Source organism: Streptomyces sp. NPDC001852 (genome assembly GCF_042891825.1).
Classification (GTDB): domain Bacteria; phylum Actinomycetota; class Actinomycetes; order Streptomycetales; family Streptomycetaceae; genus Streptomyces.
Window position 1 is genome coordinate 43,996 of the sequence record NZ_JBIATN010000014.1, and the last position, 15,465, is coordinate 59,460.

General features: G+C 73.1%; 14 protein-coding genes. All 14 read right to left on the bottom strand.

The window, feature by feature from the left end:
• Window positions 1-96: 96 nt before the first annotated feature.
• The 14 genes from ACFYZB_RS24260 to ACFYZB_RS24325 all read right to left on the bottom strand — a co-directional run bounded on the left by ACFYZB_RS24260 (window position 97) and on the right by ACFYZB_RS24325 (window position 15,382).
• On the bottom strand, window positions 97-780 hold the full coding sequence (locus ACFYZB_RS24260; protein ID WP_351209786.1) for a response regulator transcription factor: 684 nt from the start codon (window positions 778-780) through the stop codon (window positions 97-99).
• Window positions 777-2,294 (bottom strand): sensor histidine kinase, encoded by a 1,518-nt coding sequence (locus ACFYZB_RS24265; protein ID WP_388762193.1) that lies wholly within the window; start codon window positions 2,292-2,294, stop codon window positions 777-779. Before ACFYZB_RS24265 ends, ACFYZB_RS24260 begins: the two co-directional genes overlap by 4 nt.
• Window positions 2,287-3,399 (bottom strand): acyltransferase, encoded by a 1,113-nt coding sequence (locus ACFYZB_RS24270; RefSeq protein WP_388762663.1) that lies wholly within the window; start codon window positions 3,397-3,399, stop codon window positions 2,287-2,289. The genes ACFYZB_RS24265 and ACFYZB_RS24270 overlap by 8 nt, the downstream gene beginning before the upstream one ends.
• Before the next feature lie 190 nt (window positions 3,400-3,589).
• Window positions 3,590-4,579, bottom strand: a complete 990-nt coding sequence (locus tag ACFYZB_RS24275) for an alpha/beta hydrolase (RefSeq protein WP_388762666.1) — start codon at window positions 4,577-4,579, stop codon at window positions 3,590-3,592.
• Window positions 4,580-4,825: 246 nt separating this feature from the next.
• Window positions 4,826-5,725 (bottom strand): alpha/beta hydrolase, encoded by a 900-nt coding sequence (locus ACFYZB_RS24280; RefSeq protein ID WP_388762196.1) that lies wholly within the window; start codon window positions 5,723-5,725, stop codon window positions 4,826-4,828.
• 251 nt (window positions 5,726-5,976) lie between these two features.
• Window positions 5,977-7,161 (bottom strand): kynureninase, encoded by a 1,185-nt coding sequence (gene kynU / locus ACFYZB_RS24285; RefSeq protein ID WP_388762199.1) that lies wholly within the window; start codon window positions 7,159-7,161, stop codon window positions 5,977-5,979.
• Window positions 7,154-8,002 carry a tryptophan 2,3-dioxygenase family protein gene (locus ACFYZB_RS24290; protein ID WP_351209778.1) on the bottom strand — a complete coding sequence of 283 codons (849 nt, stop codon included), beginning with the start codon at window positions 8,000-8,002 and terminating at the stop codon, window positions 7,154-7,156. The genes kynU and ACFYZB_RS24290 overlap by 8 nt, the downstream gene beginning before the upstream one ends.
• Before the next feature lie 152 nt (window positions 8,003-8,154).
• Entirely contained in the window at window positions 8,155-8,568 is a 414-nt protein-coding gene (locus ACFYZB_RS24295) for a DUF3151 domain-containing protein (RefSeq protein WP_351209776.1), read from the bottom strand.
• 264 nt (window positions 8,569-8,832) lie between these two features.
• Complete coding sequence (locus ACFYZB_RS24300; RefSeq protein WP_388762202.1) at window positions 8,833-10,287, bottom strand: MFS transporter; 1,455 nt, start codon at window positions 10,285-10,287, stop codon at window positions 8,833-8,835.
• A 64-nt stretch (window positions 10,288-10,351) separates the two neighbouring features.
• A complete protein-coding gene (gene fbaA, locus ACFYZB_RS24305; RefSeq protein WP_351209772.1) occupies window positions 10,352-11,374 on the bottom strand; it encodes a class II fructose-bisphosphate aldolase in 1,023 nt (340 codons plus the stop codon).
• A gap of 144 nt (window positions 11,375-11,518) precedes the next feature.
• Complete coding sequence (gene pyrE, locus ACFYZB_RS24310; protein ID WP_351209770.1) at window positions 11,519-12,067, bottom strand: orotate phosphoribosyltransferase; 549 nt, start codon at window positions 12,065-12,067, stop codon at window positions 11,519-11,521.
• A gap of 10 nt (window positions 12,068-12,077) precedes the next feature.
• Window positions 12,078-12,866, bottom strand: coding sequence for an aldose 1-epimerase (locus ACFYZB_RS24315; protein ID WP_388762206.1), 789 nt, complete (start codon window positions 12,864-12,866; stop codon window positions 12,078-12,080).
• Between the two features lie 37 nt (window positions 12,867-12,903).
• Window positions 12,904-13,647: an SRPBCC family protein gene (locus tag ACFYZB_RS24320; protein WP_388762209.1), complete on the bottom strand. Its 744-nt coding sequence runs from the start codon at window positions 13,645-13,647 to the stop codon at window positions 12,904-12,906.
• 97 nt (window positions 13,648-13,744) lie between these two features.
• On the bottom strand, window positions 13,745-15,382 hold the full coding sequence (locus ACFYZB_RS24325; RefSeq protein WP_388762212.1) for a polyamine aminopropyltransferase: 1,638 nt from the start codon (window positions 15,380-15,382) through the stop codon (window positions 13,745-13,747).
• Window positions 15,383-15,465: the final 83 nt, after the last annotated feature.

Sequence of the window (15,465 nt, forward strand, 5' to 3'; positions counted from 1 at the left end):
ACGCAACGGTAGGCGGGCGGCGGGGCGCGGTCGTCACCTTGGAGAGGGGTTCTCGCGGGTCCCCCTCAGGTACTACGGGTCGCCCCGTGAGGGCTCTCACCGGCCGCCACCGGGGCGGACCACGCCGGACTCGTAGGCGAAGACCGCCGCCTGGGTGCGGTCGCGCAGGCCCAGCTTCACCAGGATCCGGCCCACATGCGTCTTCACGGTCTGCTCGGCCACGACCAGCCGCTCGGCGATCTCCGCGTTCGACAGGCCCTGCGCGATCAGCGCCAGCACCTCCGTCTCCCGCTCTGTGAGGTCACCGACGCGCTGCTTGAGCGGGGCCCGGGGGCTGCCGTCCATGCGGGAGAACTCGGCGATGAGACGGCGGGTGATGCCGGGCGCGAGCAGGGCGTCGCCCGCCGCCACGACCCGGACCGCCTCGGCCAGCTTGTCCGCGGAGGCGTCCTTGAGCAGAAAGCCGGAGGCCCCGGCCCGCAGCGCCTCGTACACGTACTCGTCCAGGTCGAACGTGGTCAGCACCAGCACTTTGACGGCGGGATGCCCGGCGGTGATCCGGCGGGTCGCCTCGATGCCGCCGAGCTCGGGCATCCGGATGTCCATCAGCACCACGTCCGGGGCCAGTTCGGCGGTCTGCACGATCGCGTCCAGACCGTCCACCGCCTGCCCGATCACCTCGATACCGGGCTGGGCGCTGAGCAGCACGCCGAAACCCTGCCGGACCATCTCCTGGTCGTCGGCGATGAGTACGCGGATGGGACCGGCGCCGCTCGTCATGGGTCCTGTTCTCCTGTCGGGGGCTCGGGCGGGTACGGGTCAGGGGTGGAGCCGGGTGGCAGCCGGTGCTGGAACGCGGCGGGCAGGGCGAGGCCGGCCGGCACCGGGGTGCCGTCGCGCGGGAGGAACGCGGTCACCCGGAATCCACCGTCCTGCTCCCCCGTCGCGACGACGTGCCCGCCCAGCATCGCCGCCCGCTCCCGCATGCCGAGCAGACCGTGACCGCTGCCCGGGGTCGGCGGGACCGGACGGCTGGGCGGGGAATTGGTGATGTCCAGGCATATCCCGTGGGGGTGGTGGAGGACCGCCACACCGACCCTCGCACCCGGGGCGTGCCGCAGGACGTTGCTCAGGGCCTCCTGGACGATCCGGTACGCCGACAGCTCCACACCCTGTGGATAGCCGCGGGGCTCGCCCTCCACCGTCTTGACCACGTCCAGACCGGCCGCCCTGGTGTTCTCTATCAGCGCGTCCAGGCGGGCGAGATTCGGCTGCGGCGCGTCGGGGGCCGGGCCGGTGCCGGGGGCGGACAGCCGGTGGGCCTCCTCCACGGCCTCGGGGTCGTCCGGGCCCTCCGACCGCAGCACCCCGAGGACCCGGCGCAGCTCGGTCAGGGCCTCCAGGGCGTTGTTGCGGATGCCGGCGAGGTTCTCCTTCAGCTCCTCGGAGGGGTTCTCCACCAGGTGCGGGGCCACCTGGGCCTGGATCGAGATCACCGACATGTGGTGCGCGACCACGTCGTGCAGTTCGCGGGCTATACGGCTGCGCTCCTCCAGCAGCGTGCGCCGGGCCCGTTCCTCTGCGGTGATCGTCGTCTGCTGGACCAGTTCGCTGCGGGCCTCGCTGCGGCTGCGCAGGGCCGCGCCGATGACGGCGGCGATCGCGAACAGGCCGACGGCCACCGTGCCCGTCGGGGAGTAGCGCGACGCTCCCAGGCCGCCCTCCACGACGGCGGTCACCAATGCGGTCGTCACGAGCGCGGCGACCGTCCCGCGGAACCGGACGCGCAGGGCGAGGAGCAGCAGTACGGCCATGTGGGCCAGCAGGAGGGGTGTGGTCCAGGGCCAGTTGGGGCCGGGCGGCCGGAACTCCAGTGCCGCCAGCTGCCGGCGTGCGAGCAGCGCGGTGGCGACGGCGCCGGACAGGGACAGGGCCCAGGCGGGCACCGGGCGCCACAGGGCCAGGACGACGGCGACGGCCTGGAGGAACGTACCGAAGAAGGCCACGGCTGTGGTGAAGCCGTAGGTGTTGGCCAGTTCCTCGCCGCCGCCGAGGGCGATCGCCAGGGCGAAGTAGAAGGTGACCAGGTAGGTGAGGAGACGGGCCCAGCGGTGCCGGGACAAGGGGGGTGACTGGGGTGAGGGGTTCTCGCCGAGCCAGGCGCGCAGGCGGCGCCGGGCGGCCTTGGGGGTGGGTGCAGCGGCCGTCGCGGGGGCGTGGTCGGGTGCGGGTGGCCCCTGGGGGGCGTTCTCACCGTCGGCGGCCGCGGGCTTCACAAGGTCAACACTAGGCATTGGGCGGATTCTTTGCTGGGGGCAGATGGCGGCGGACCACATGGGACCTGCGGTTTATGGGGCGACGCGGGCCCTGTTCGTGATGGCGGAAGGCCGTCCAGCACAGGGCGAGGACCAGGCCGAAGACAGGGAGCCAGGCGAGGCGGTACGGCACCCAGCCCAGGGAGTCGGGCGAGGTGTGCAGGCCGGGCAGCCGGCCGGCCAGCAGGCCCGTGGCCGTCGTGGCCATCATGGCCGTCTGGTGCCAGAGGTAGATCGTCATCGCGGAGAGGTTGACCAGCGCCACCGCTGCCCAGAGCAGCGGGCGGGCCATCGCGCGGCGCAGCCGGTCGCGGAGGAGGAGGGCGAGCCCGCACTGGGCCAGGCCGAAGGTGACGGCAGCCAGGGTCGGGGGGTCGAGGTTGGAGATCCTCGCGCCGGGGACACCGACCATGGACGCCGGGTATCCGGCGCAGCCGACGAGGACGGCCGTGGCCGCCGTACCGCCGAGGAACAGGACCCGGGCCGCGCGACGGCTGTCCAGCTCGCCCCGGGTCCAGGCCGCACCCAGGGTGTACGGGACCAGCCAGCCCGCCGGGAGGTTCAGCCAGCCGAGCCAGGCCGGGCCGGTGTGCAGGCCGAAACGGAGCAGGTCGACGTGCAGGACGACGGCCAGGGGCCAGAGCGGGTTGAGGCGGGTGAGGAGCGGGGTGGCGGCCGTCAGACCGGCGAAGACCAGCAGGAACCACAGCGGTGACAGGGCCAGCTTGAGCAGGGCCTCGATGGTGGCGAGCGGGGTGCCGGACAGCAGGAGGGCCGTGGCGGCCACCGCCCACAGGCACAGGAGTGCGGTCACCGGACGCAGCAGGCGGGTCAGGCGGGCGCGCAGCCAGGAGCCGTAGGTGTCGCCTCTGCCGCGGGCGGTGGCGAGGCTTCGGGTCGCCACATGGCCGCCGACCAGGAAGAACACGGCCAGGGTCTGGAACAGCCAGGAGATCGGCGCCAGCCAGGGCATGTGCTGCAGGGGGCTGGTGGTGTGCAGTCCGCCGTCCTTGGCGACCAGGGCTGTCACCAGCCAGTGGCCCAGGACGACGCCGAGGACCGCGAGGGCCCGCAGGGCGTCCACGGCTCGGTCGCGGGAGGCGGGGGTGAGGGTGTCGAGGCGGCGGGCGGAGTGGTGGAGGGTGCGGAGGGGGTGGCGCCGGTTTCGGGTGTGGGTCGGGTGCGGGTTCGTGTGCGGCTGCGGGGCCGTGCGCGGGGAAACGACACGAGGGGCCGGAGTCGGTCGGGGGTTGCTGGGCGCGGTGGGGGTTGGGTCAGGCACGGGGCACCTCCGGGGTCTCGCCGAGGGTGATGCGGGCCAGGTTGGCGAGGGAGTCCGAGCCCGGGGTGAAGTAGCCGCTGTGGTCGGCGTCGCCCGCGTCGAAGACCCGGGCGCCGAAGGCACGGGAGACCGGGTCGGCGCCGAGACCGACGGTGGTGCCGAAGAGGGTGGCGCTGACGTGCGGCACATCCGCGACCCAGTCCTCGCTGCCGCGGGCCGCCCAGATTCGTGCCCGGGTGTGCAGGGCCGCGGCGGAGTCCGCGCCGGTGCCGGGGCTGCCGACGAGCACGATGTCCTCGGCGTCCAGGCCCGCGGCGGCCCGGCCGCAGACGACCGTGCCGTAGGAGTGGCAGAGCAGTGAGATGTGCGCCTGCGCCGGGGTCGCGGCGCGCAGGTGACGTATGAAGGCGCGCAGTTGGGGGGCTGCTTCCTTGGCGCGGGTGGTCGTGGTCACCGTGGTGCTGACGGTGGCCGGTGTCTCGTAGCCGAGCCAGGCGACGACCGCGGTGCGGGTGTCTCGGGGCGCGCGGTGGGTGAGGTCCGTGTACAGGGCCGCGGCCGCCTTGTGGAAGCGGGCGTAGGTGTCCAGGGAGGTGTCCGAGCCGGGGACCAGGACGGCGACGCGGTCCGCGTGAACGAGGTCGCCGAGCACCTCCGTGGCCCGGCCGGTGCCTCGGCCGTCGAAGGTGAGGAGGTGACGGGACGGGGCGGCCAGGGCGCGGTCGGCGGCGGCGCGGTGGGTGTCGCCGTGCGCGGCGGCCATGTCGGCGGCACGGGAGGCGTCGGCCCGGTTGGCGGCGTAGGCCGTCTGGAGGGTCGTCGCCGTGATCGGGGGGAGGGTGGCGGGGGCCGGAGCGGGGATCTGGGGGCGGGTGGCGCCGGAGAGGGGGGCCGCTATGGCTGCGGTGAGGAGGGTGGCGAGGAGGGCGCGGCGCCATTTCCGGGTGCGGTGAGTTCTGGTCCGGGTTCCCACCCGCACCATCCGTGCTGCTTTCGTCGCCGGGTGCGGGTGGCGCTCGTGGGCCCCCATCGCCGTCGGCGACTGCGGATGTGTGGTTTCGTGGGTGTGCCCCATGGGCGGGCTTCCTTTCAGATCGCCCGGCCATCGGGCTTGTCTGACAAGGAAGTTATGGATCGGGGCGGGTCGCCGGCGTCCCGCCAGGGAGCTGTTCTGCGGGGTAGCTCTCAGGTACTACGGGTATCACCGGGACCGCCCCTCAAGGGGCGGCTACCAGGCCAGTTGGGCGATCTCCTCCGCCACCACCGCGCACGCGTCCGCCGCCGGGTCGATGAGCGGGAAGTGACCGACGTCCTCCAGCAGTGTCAGGCCCACCACCTCGCCGGCCTTCGCCGCCGCGTCCGCGTACGACTCGGCCACCGCCTGGGGCACCACCAGGTCCGTACGGCCCTGGACGAGTGTCGTCGCGATGCCCGTGGGGAGAAGCAGGACGGGGTCGGCGCTGGGGCGGCGCTCGGCGAACGTGTCGTGGCCGCCGAGGAGTTGCAGACTCGCGTTGCCGCAGACGTCCAGCTTCTCCGCCACCTCGAAGTCCGCGATCGGCGCGAGGGCGACGACACCGCGCAGCGGGGCGGGCCCGCCGGTGCGCCAGGGGGCGCCCGCGGGCAGGACGTGGCGGGCCGCTGCCCACAGGGCGAGGTGACCGCCGGCCGAGTGACCGGTCAGCACCGTGCGGCGGGAGTCGGCCTGCGGGAGCGCCTCCCGGACCAGGGCGGGCAGCGCGTCCAGGGCGGCCGCGATGTCGTCGAAGGTGTCGGGCCAGCGGCCGGCCGCGGGGGTGGCGTCGCCGCCGTCGCCCTTGCTCTGGCCGGGGATCAGAGGATCGGCGCCGCGCCGGTACTCGACGTTGGCCACGGCGAAGCCCCGGCGGGCCAGGTAGTCCGCGAAGGGGGTGATGTGGCGGCGGTCGTAGCGGGCGCGCCAGGCGCCGCCGTGCAGGACCACCACCAGAGGGACCGGGGAGTCCTGGGCGGTCCGGGGGGCGTAGAAGTCGATCACCTGGTCCGGGTGGCCGCCGTACGCGGCGGTGACGTCGGGGTCGACCGGGGGGTGCGAGAAGGCCGACTCCTCTTCGGCGGCGGCGCGGGCTGCTGCGGAGTCGTCCGGCATGCTCCAACCTCTCAGCGATGGAACGTGTTTGGGGTCTGGCGGACCGGGTGGGGAATCTTCGTTCGCCGTTGGCGGGACGGTATCAGGCCGGTGACGTGCGGGGACACGGGGATGTCACGCAGGGTGAGGGATAAACGGTTCTGTGGGGAACGGCCTGGGAGGAAGCCGCCCCTCCCAGGCCCCTCCCAGGCCCCTCCCAGGACCTCCCCAGGCCCGTCCAGACCTCTCCCAGGCCCCTCGAGCCCCTCCCCCTACGCCAGTTCCTCGGCCAGGATCCGGGCCGCGCGCTCGGTCTCGGCGAAGGTGACGTACAGCGGGGTGAAGCCGAAGCGGAGGACGTCGGGATGGCGGAAGTCGCCCACGACGCCCCGGGTGATCAGGCGTTTCATCACCTCACCCGCGTCGTCGCAGCGCAGGGCGACCTGGCTGCCGCGCTCCTCGTGGCGTTCCGGCGTCACGGACTCGACGTGCCCCGGCCCGGTGTACGCCCGCACGCACCGCAGGAAGAAGTCCGTCAGCGCGAGGGACTTGGCGCGGACGGCGGAGACGGACACGTCGTCCCAGACCTCCAGGGCCGCTTCCAGGGCCAGCATGGACAGGATGTCCGGGGTGCCCACGCGGCCGCGCAGGGCGCCCGGCGCCGGGGCGTACGAGGGGCTCATGCCGAACGGGTCGGTGTGCGAGTTCCAGCCGGGCAGCGGGGAGTCGAAGCCGGGCTGGAGATCGCGACGGACGTACAGGTACGCCGGTGAACCCGGACCTCCGTTCAGGTACTTGTAGGTGCAGCCGACCGCCAGGTCGACCCCGTGCTCGTCCAGGCCCACCGGCAGCGCGCCCGCGCTGTGGCACAGGTCCCAGACCGCGAGGGCGCCGGCGGCGTGGATCGCGGCGGTCAGCCCCGGCAGGTCGTGCAGCCGGCCGGTCCGGTAGTCGACGTGGTTCAGCAGCACCGCCGCCGTACGGTCGCCCAACGCCGCCGGCACCTCCGCCGGTGTCACCGCGCGCAGGGTGCGGCCGGTCAGGCGGGCCGCCGACTCGGCGATGTAGCCGTCCGTGGGGAACGTCGTGGCGTCCACCAGGATCTCGGTACGGTCCTCGCCCGCCATCCGTACGGCGGCCACGAGCGCCTTGAACACGTTGACACTTGTGGAGTCGCCCACGACGACCTGCCCGGCCGCGGCGCCGACCAGCGGGGCGATCCGGTCGCCGATCCGCTCGGGCGCCGTCCACCAGCCGCTCTCCTCCCAGGAGCGGATGCGCAGTTCGCCCCACTGCCGGCGGACCACGTCGGCCACGCGGTCGGGGACGTTCGCGGGGAGCGCGCCGAGCGAGTTGCCGTCGAGGTAGACCACCTCGTCGAGGACGAAGCGGTCACGCAGCGGCGCCAGTTCGTCGGCAGCGTCCAGCTTCTCTGCTTCCAGGGCCGGTTCAGACATGGGACCTCGCCGTCCACAGCTCCGGGAACACGTTCTTGCGGGCGCGCTTCTCCAGCCAGGCCACGCCGGCCGAGCCGCCCGTGCCGGGCTTGGCGCCCATCGCGCGGCGGGTGGCCACCAGGTGGTCGTTGCGCCAGCGCCAGACCAGTTCGCCCACGTCGGTCAACGCCTCGCCCAGCCGGGCGAGTTCGGCGTCCTGGTCGCCGGAGTAGATCGCCGCCCAGGCCTGCTCGACCACGTCGGAGGGCTCGTAGCGCCGGGAGACGTCCCGGTGCAGGACGGACGCGGGGATCGCGTGCCCGCGCCGGGCCAGCAGCCGCAGCACCTCGTCGTACAGGCTCGGCTCGTGCAGCGCCTTCTCCAGTTCCGCGTGTGCGCGCGGGGCGCCGCGGTGCGGTACGAGCATGGACGCGGACTTCTCGCCGAGCAGGAACTCCATGCGGCGGTACATCGCCGACTGGAAGCCGGAGCCCTCGCCGAGGGCGGAGCGGTACGAGTTGAACTGCGCCGGGGTGAGCTGGCCGAGGGGCTTCCAGGAGGCGTTGAGGGCCTCCAGTTCCCGTACGGAACGCTTCAGCGCGGCGATCGCGGTCGGCACGTCGTCGCCGCGCAGGGCGGCCGCCGCGGTCTCCCACTCATGGACGACGACGGTGAACCACAGCTCCATGACCTGGGTCGTGACCAGGAAGACCATCTCTCCGGGATCGTCGGAGAGGGTGTGCTGGAGGTGGGTGAGCACGTCCGCCCTGACGTAGTCCTCGTACGGCGTCGTGCCCGCGAAATCGAGATGCGGAGTCTCGGGCTCCTGAGTCTCCATGGACTGCTGAGCCGGTTGGGACATCGCTGTCTCCTGTTGTTGCTCCGGGTAGCGGTCCGCCCCTGCCGATGCCGGCACGGGGGCCCCGGTCCCCACCCGGCATCCTCCGCAATGGACCCCGATACGGCAAGGCCCGCCTGCTGCCAGACGGGCCACACCACCGGCCTCCCGCCGGACTAGCCCAACGTCTGCGCCGCCGTCGGGGAGGAGTCCTTCAGGAACTGCGTGCAGCGCTCGTACTCCTCCTGCTCGCCGATCGCGTGGGCGGCACGGGCGAGGGCGTGCAGGGCGCGCAGGAAACCGCGGTTCGGCTCGTGCTCCCAGGGGACCGGGCCGTGCCCCTTCCAGCCGCTGCGGCGCAGGGCGTCGAGGCCGCGGTGGTAGCCCGTACGGGCGTAGGCGTACGACTCCACGACCGCGCCGCGCTCGAACGCCTCGTCGGCCAGCTGGGCCCAGGCGAGGGAGGAGGTGGGGTACTTGGCGGCGACGTCCGCGGGGGCGGTTCCGGCGGCGAGTTGTTCGCGGGGCTCGGGGTCGTCCGGGAGGTGGGTGGGGGGCGGACCGCCGAGAAGGTTTTCGTGAATCGTCATGGGGTCCAGTCTGGCCCACCTCGCGGTTCCGTGTGCCGGGGCCACTGCGCGCCGAGAGATGCTGCTAGGGCCTGTCTGACAATTCGCGTCGTCGCCCGAAGGGCGGCCGCGCGGCGTCAGGTGCGTGCTCTGGGGGTCCCCCCGGCCGAAGGCTGGGGGAGTGCCGGCCCCAGACCCTCGTACTGGACGTACTTGGGTCTGGGGCCGGTGCGGCGAGAGTGCGTGCATGGCGTCGCGCGGCAGACGGGAATTGTCAGACAGGCCCTAGTCCCGCCGCTCCCCCTCCAACGGAGGGGCCGTCACACAGCCGTGTACCTGGCACTCCGGGTGGCGGCAGTCCGGAGCCGGGCGGCGGACCAGGGCGAAGGCCAGCAGAGCGCCGACCACCAGCACCCCGGAGCAGATCGGCATCGCCCGCCGGAACGCCGCGTCGAAGGCGGACGGGACCCGGTACGCCTCCGGACCCATCCCCGCCAGCAGCGGCAGCGCGGCGACCGCGATCAGGCCCGCCGCCCGGGCCGCCGCGTTGTTGATGCCGCTGGCCAGGCCCGCCCTGGAGGTGTCGACCGAGGCGAGCACCGTCGCCGTCAGCGGTGCTACGAGAGTCACCATGCCCGTACCCATGACCAGCAGGGCCGGGAGGACGTCGGTGAGATAGTCGGCGCCCGGGCCCACGCGGAGCATCAGCAGCATCGCCGCCGCGCAGAGGAGAGGACCGATCGTCAGGGGCAGGCGCGGGCCCGTGCGGTCGGACAGCGCACCGGAGCGGGCGGAGAAGAGGAGCATCAGGGCCGTCGTCGGGAGCAGGGCCGTACCGGCCGCAAGCGGCGAGTAGCCCGCCACCACCTGGAGCTGGAGCGCGGTCAGGAAGAAGAAGCCGCCGAACGCGGCGTACACGCACAGGGTGACCAGGTTGACCGCCGTGAACTGGCGCGAGGCGAAGATGTCCGGCGGGAGCATCGGGGCCGGGCGGTGTCGCTCCACGTACACGAAGGCCACCGCCGCCGCCAGGCCCGCCACCGCCGTCAGGGCCACCACCAGCGAGCCCGCCCTCGCCTCGATCAGCGCGTAGGTCAGCAGGGCCAGGGCCAGGGCGCCCAGGGCGGCACCCAGCACGTCGAAGCGGCCCCGGCTGCCGCTGTCGGAGGACTCCGGCACGTGCCGCACCGCGACCGGCACGCAGAGCAGGGCCAGCGGGACGTTCAGCAGGAACACCCAGCGCCAGCCGGGGCCGGTCACCAGCCAGCCGCCCAGGAACGGGCCGACCGCCGCACCGATCCCGCCGAAGCCGGACCAGAGGCCGACGGCCCGGCTGCGGTCGTCGCGGTGGAAGGACGACTGGATGATCGCCAGGGAGCCGGGGGTGAGGAGGGCGCCGCCGATGCCCTGCAGGGCCCGCGCGGCGATGAGCACCGGCGGGTTCGGCGACAGGCCGCACAGCAGGGACGCCGCCGCGAACCACACCACGCCCAGTACGAAGATCTTCCGGCGGCCGTAGTGGTCACCCAGCGAACCGCCCAGCAGGATCAGGCCGGCCAGCGTGACCATGTACGCGTTGACCGTCCATTGCAGGGCGGCCAGGCTCGCGCCCAGGTCCTGCCCGATGCGCGGGAGCGCCACGTTGACGACGGTCGAGTCCAGCAGCGCCATGCTGGAGCCGAGGACCGTGGTGAGCAGGATCCACTTGCCCTGGGGCGAGGTCAGCCGGACATCGGGCACCTCCCCAGGTATACAGCGGGCCCGGCGGCGAGGACAGCCGCCGGGCCCACCGCGGGGGCACCGCTTACTTGATCTTGTTGCCCGCCGAGCGCAGGTTCTGCGTGGCCTCGACGACACGCGCGGCCATGCTCGCCTCGGCCAGCTTGCCCCAGGTGCGCGGGTCGTAGGCCTTCTTGTTGCCGACCTCGCCGTCGACCTTCAGGACGCCGTCGTAGTTCTGGAACATGTGGGCGGCGACCGGACGGGTGAAGGCGTACTGGGTGTCCGTGTCCAGGTTCATCTTCACGACGCCGTTCTCGAGCGCGGTCAGGATCTCCTGCTCGGTGGAGCCGGAGCCGCCGTGGAAGACGAAGTCGAACGGCGACGCCTTGCCGAACTTGGCGGCCACGCCGTCGTTCAGCTCCTTCAGCAGGTCGGGGCGGAGCACGACGTTGCCCGGCTTGTACACGCCGTGGACGTTGCCGAAGGAGGCGGCCAGCAGGTAGCGGCCCTTCTCGCCGAGGCCCAGGGCCTCCGCGGTGCGGATCGCGTCCTCGACCGTCGTGTAGAGGGAGTCGTTGATCTCGTGCGAGACGCCGTCCTCCTCGCCGCCGGTCGGGGTGATCTCGACCTCAAGGATGATCTTGGCGGCGCGGGTGCGCTCCAGCAGCTCCTGGGCGATGGCGAGGTTGTCGGCGAGGGTCTCGGCGGAGCCGTCCCACATGTGGGACTGGAACAGCGGGTTCTTGCCGGCCTTCACGCGCTCCTCGGAGACCGCGATCAGCGGACGTACGTACCCGTCGAGCTTGTCCTTCGGGCAGTGGTCGGTGTGCAGCGCGATGTTGACCGGGTACTTCTCGGCGAGGATGTGCGCGTACTCGGCGAGGGCGACCGCGCCGGTCACCATGTCCTTGCTGTACTGGCCGCCGAGGAACTCGGCACCACCGGTCGAGATCTGGACGATGCCGTCGCTCTCCGCCTCCGCGAAGCCGCGCAGCGCCGCGTTCAGGGTCTGGCTCGAGGTGACGTTGATGGCCGGGTAGGCGAACTTGCCTGCCTTCGCCCGGTCGAGCATCTCGTTGTAGACCTCGGGGGTTGCGATGGGCATCTGTCCGCTCCTTGTGTTGCGGGTTGGGGTTGTGCGTTACGGCCCTGACCTAGACCTGGGGGTTTCGACGCCGTCGTCGTCCCCATCTTTCCAGACATGGACCGGTGGTCCATGCGCCGGTCAAGTCCAGGTCAATCCGCGTCGTCAGTCCAGACCCAGTTCATCCTTCGAGAAGGCGAAACGGTACGGAACGCCCGCGCCGGCCTCGATCTTCTCGGCGGCGCCGGTCGCGCGGTCCACGATGGTCGCGACGGCGACGACCTCGGCACCGGCCTCGCGCACGGCCTCGACGGCGGTGAGCGGGGAGCCGCCGGTGGTGGAGGTGTCCTCGACGACGAGCACCCGGCGACCCGCGATGTCCGGGCCCTCCACGCGCCGCTGCAGCCCGTGCGCCTTCGCCGCCTTCCGTACGACGAACGCGTCCAGCCGCTGCCCGCGCGCGGCGGCGGCGTGCAGCATGGCGGCCGCCACCGGATCGGCGCCCATGGTCAGGCCGCCGACCGCGTCGAACTCCAGGTCGGCCGTCAGGTCCAGGAGCACCTGGCCGACCAGCGGGGCGGCCTCGCCGTCGAGGGTGATGCGGCGCAGGTCGACGTAGTAGTCGGCCTCAAGACCCGAGGAGAGGGTCACCTTGCCGTGCACCACGGCCTTGTCCTTGATCTGCTGCAGCAGCGCGCCACGTACGTCCGTCATGCCGACCAGCTTAAAGGCGCCGCCAGCTCCAGGTCGTCGTCGCCTCCAGTGGCTCCAGCGGGGTGACCAGGCGCGGGAGGGTGTTCAGGCCGTTGGGCGGGCCGGTCTGCGGCTCCACGCACACGGCCTCCGCCTGCTCGTCGTAGACGACCACCCACTCCTCGCGGCTGGTCACCTTCAGCTGAAGCCGTCCGGGCCAGGTGAGGGTGACGTCGACGCCGCCGGGCATGCCGAAGCAGTCGTCCCAGGGACCGGGCTCCGGGTCGATCCGGTTGCCGGTGGGCAGATGGTCGTCCCCGCGCTCCTCCTGCCAGGCGGGCTTGAAGTCGACGGTCACGTCCGCACCGCCCAGGTTCCGGTTGAACCAGGGGTGCCAGCCGATCTGCGCCGGGAAGGAGTCGTCCCGCGCCTCCACGGACATCGTCAGCGTCAGGCCGTCCTCGGCGAGCGTGACGACCTGGGTGACGCGGCCGGGGTGCGGCCAGGGGTCGACCAGGTCGTACGTGATCACCGCCTCGTTCTCCGCGACGCGCGCGGTGCGCCAGGCGCCGTCGCGGGCGGTGCCGTGGATGGCGTGCGGCGGGGAGTTGAGCGGCATCTGGCGGACGGTGCCGCCGTCCAGGAAGCGGCCGTCCCTGGTGCGGCCGCACCACGGCACCATCGGGAAGCAGCCGTAGCGGTGGCCTTGCCTCAGCAGTTGGAGGGCGTCGACCTCGAGGCTGCTGATACGGCCGCCGTGGGCGGGGCTGACGCGTACTTCTGCGTTGCCCGCGGTCAGCGTGATGTCTTCGTTACTCACGGGAAGAGGCTACTGGGGGAGACGGGGGCGCTTTCGCTCAGCGGCGTTTGCGCAGTGCCCGGCTGACGACGATCGCCGACGCCACTACCAGCGCCGCCGCCGGAGCCGCCCAGCGCAGTGCCGATGTGGCCGTGACCGTCTGGGGTGCCGGCACGGGTGCGTAGCGCCCCCGCGGCGGGGCATGGTCGACCTCCTCCGCGCTGCGGCCGATCATCGTCCGGCGTGCGTGCGCGGCCTCGGCGGGCGGCTCGCCGGTGTCGGCGAAGTCCTCGGCGAGGCGGTCGGCCGCCGGGTCCAGGGACGGCGGCGGGATCTCGGCCTCGAAGACGGAGGTCTGCCCGGCCTCGGCTTCCGGCGCCTCCTGGGGCGCCGCCAGGTTCTCCACGAAACGGTTCAGCAGGCGGATCAGCGCCGCGTGGACCGCGTCCGGCGGGAGCTCGGCGATACGGCCGTCCGCGTCCGCCGTGCCCTCGACCGTGACCGTCGTACCGCCCTCGGCCTCCGCGAGGCGCAGGGTGAGGGCGAGTTTCACCGCGCCGGTGCCGCGGGCCTCGGTGGCGTCGGCCTCGACGGCGTACGTGCCGTCCTTGCGGGCGACCACCCGGGCCGTACCCCGGTAGGTGACGGAGTGTCCCTGGACGCGGAGCTTCAGGCGTCCGGCGACGGGTTCGGCACCGGCGTCCTGTTGCAGGCCGGGGACCGCGCGGGCGACGCGCGCGGGGTCGGCCAGGGCGGCTCTGAGCGGCTCGAGCGGGACCGCGACGAAGACCTGGTGCTCCATGTCGGGTGAGCCTACCCAGGTGTAACCGGAAATCACCCTCGCCCGACCGGCTCGCCGGCACCCCCGACCTGGCTCGCCGACACCCCCGACCGACTCCTCAGTACCGCGGATGCACCAGCGTCGACGCGGGCAGCCCCCCGATGCGGGTCCGCTGCGCCGCCCGCGCGTCCGCCGTCAGGTCCGCCTGTGTCAGGGTGCGCAGGGGCCCGTTGGCCAGTCGCAGCGGTGGCGGAGTGGTCCCCGGGCGAGCCAGCAGGAACCCCCAGTCGTGCGGGGCTCCGGACGCGCCCGCCGAGCGGTCGGGGCCGGCCGGGAAGCCGGAGTCGTGGCCGAGTACCCGGTAGGGGGAGCCGGCGAGGCCGGCGGCGCTCAGGGTCGCGGCGACCGTCCAGAAGACGCGGGGGCGGCTGGTGACCGACCCCGCGTGGACGACGAGCCGGCCACCGGGGGCGAGGACGCGGCGGGCCAGGCCGTAGAACTCCTGGGAGTAGAGCTTGGTGCTGGCGGTGATGCAGGGGTCGGGGAGGTCGGCGATCACCACGTCGTACCGGGCGGGGGGTGCACCGCGCAGCCAGCCGAGGGCGTCGGCGGTGGTGGTGTGGACGCGGGGGTCGTCGTAGGCGTGGCCGTTGGCGGCGGCGAGGCCGGGGTCGTGGCGGGCCAGGCGGAGCAGGCCGGGGTCGAGTTCGACGACGTCGACGCGGCGCACTCCCCCGTGGCGCAGCACCTCGCGGGCGGCCAGGCCGTCGCCGCCCCCGAGGATCAGCACGCGCGCGTGCGGGCCGTCGGACATGGCCGGGTGGACGAGGGCCTCGTGGTAGCGGCGTTCGTCGCGGCCGCCGACGCGGAGCCGGCCGTCCAGGAAGAGGTCGAGGGGCTTGCCGCCGGTGCCGCCGGCGAGGACGACCTCCTGGACGCCGGTCTGCTCGGCGACCCGGACGTCCTTGCCGTAGACGGCGTGCCGGGCAGCGCGTTCGAACTCGTCGGCGAGGGCCGCGGCGGAGGCGAGGACGCCGAGGACGGTGAGGCCGACGAGGAGCAGGGTCCAGCGGGCCCGGCGGGTGAGGTCGCGGCGGAAGAGACCGAGGACCAGGGCACCGCCGGCCACGACGTTGACCGTGCCGGTGAGCAGCGCGCCCGTCAACTGGCCCAGGACGGGCAGGAGAAGGAAGGGAAAGGCAAGGCCGCCGACCAGCGCGCCGACGTAGTCCGCCGCGAACAGGTCGGCCACCGCGCCGCCCGCGTCCTGGTGGCGGATGCGCTGGATCAGCTCCATCAGCAGCGGGACCTCGGCGCCGATGAGCAGGCCGATGGCGAGGGAGAAGGCGACCAGCAGGCAGCGCGGGCCCTCGGCCCACACCCCGCCCCAGCCGCCGGTCCAGGCGAAGACGGCGTACAGCGCCATCGCGCTGCATCCGCCGATCAGCGCGAGCGCGGTCTCGATCGCGCCGAACCCGGCCGCCGCGTGCCAGCGCAGCCGCTTGGCGCCGAGGGAGCCGATGCCCATCGCGAACACCATCACGGACAGCACGACGGAGGCCTGGGTGACCGAGTCACCCATCAAGTACGAGGCGAACGCGACGAGTTCGAGTTCGTAGACGAGTCCGCAGGCCGCGCAGACGAAGACGCACACAAGGACCAGGAACCGCCCGGTGCCGGGCCGGACGGGCAGCCGGGCGGGGCCTGTCCAGGACGGCGGGCAACCCGGTTGCGCGGGAGCGTGCGGATCGATCACGCTGCGACGTTACGTCACACGCTCGGTACGCTTCGTCACCCACACGTGTGGATCTGAAGGCAGTTGACGTGTAAGGGGTTTAT

What these genes read in the sequence shown, in the direction of transcription:
- ACFYZB_RS24260 (WP_351209786.1), bottom strand. Translation starts at nt 780, where the DNA reads ATGACGAGCGGCGCCGGTCCCATCCGCGTACTCATCGCCGACGACCAG.
- ACFYZB_RS24265 (WP_388762193.1), bottom strand. Translation starts at nt 2,294, where the DNA reads ATGCCTAGTGTTGACCTTGTGAAGCCCGCGGCCGCCGACGGTGAGAAC.
- ACFYZB_RS24275 (WP_388762666.1), bottom strand. Translation starts at nt 4,579, where the DNA reads ATGGTGCGGGTGGGAACCCGGACCAGAACTCACCGCACCCGGAAATGG.
- ACFYZB_RS24280 (WP_388762196.1), bottom strand. Translation starts at nt 5,725, where the DNA reads ATGCCGGACGACTCCGCAGCAGCCCGCGCCGCCGCCGAAGAGGAGTCG.
- kynU (WP_388762199.1), bottom strand. Translation starts at nt 7,161, where the DNA reads ATGTCTGAACCGGCCCTGGAAGCAGAGAAGCTGGACGCTGCCGACGAA.
- ACFYZB_RS24290 (WP_351209778.1), bottom strand. Translation starts at nt 8,002, where the DNA reads ATGTCCCAACCGGCTCAGCAGTCCATGGAGACTCAGGAGCCCGAGACT.
- ACFYZB_RS24295 (WP_351209776.1), bottom strand. Translation starts at nt 8,568, where the DNA reads ATGACGATTCACGAAAACCTTCTCGGCGGTCCGCCCCCCACCCACCTC.
- fbaA (WP_351209772.1), bottom strand. Translation starts at nt 11,374, where the DNA reads ATGCCCATCGCAACCCCCGAGGTCTACAACGAGATGCTCGACCGGGCG.
- pyrE (WP_351209770.1), bottom strand. Translation starts at nt 12,067, where the DNA reads ATGACGGACGTACGTGGCGCGCTGCTGCAGCAGATCAAGGACAAGGCC.
- ACFYZB_RS24320 (WP_388762209.1), bottom strand. Translation starts at nt 13,647, where the DNA reads ATGGAGCACCAGGTCTTCGTCGCGGTCCCGCTCGAGCCGCTCAGAGCC.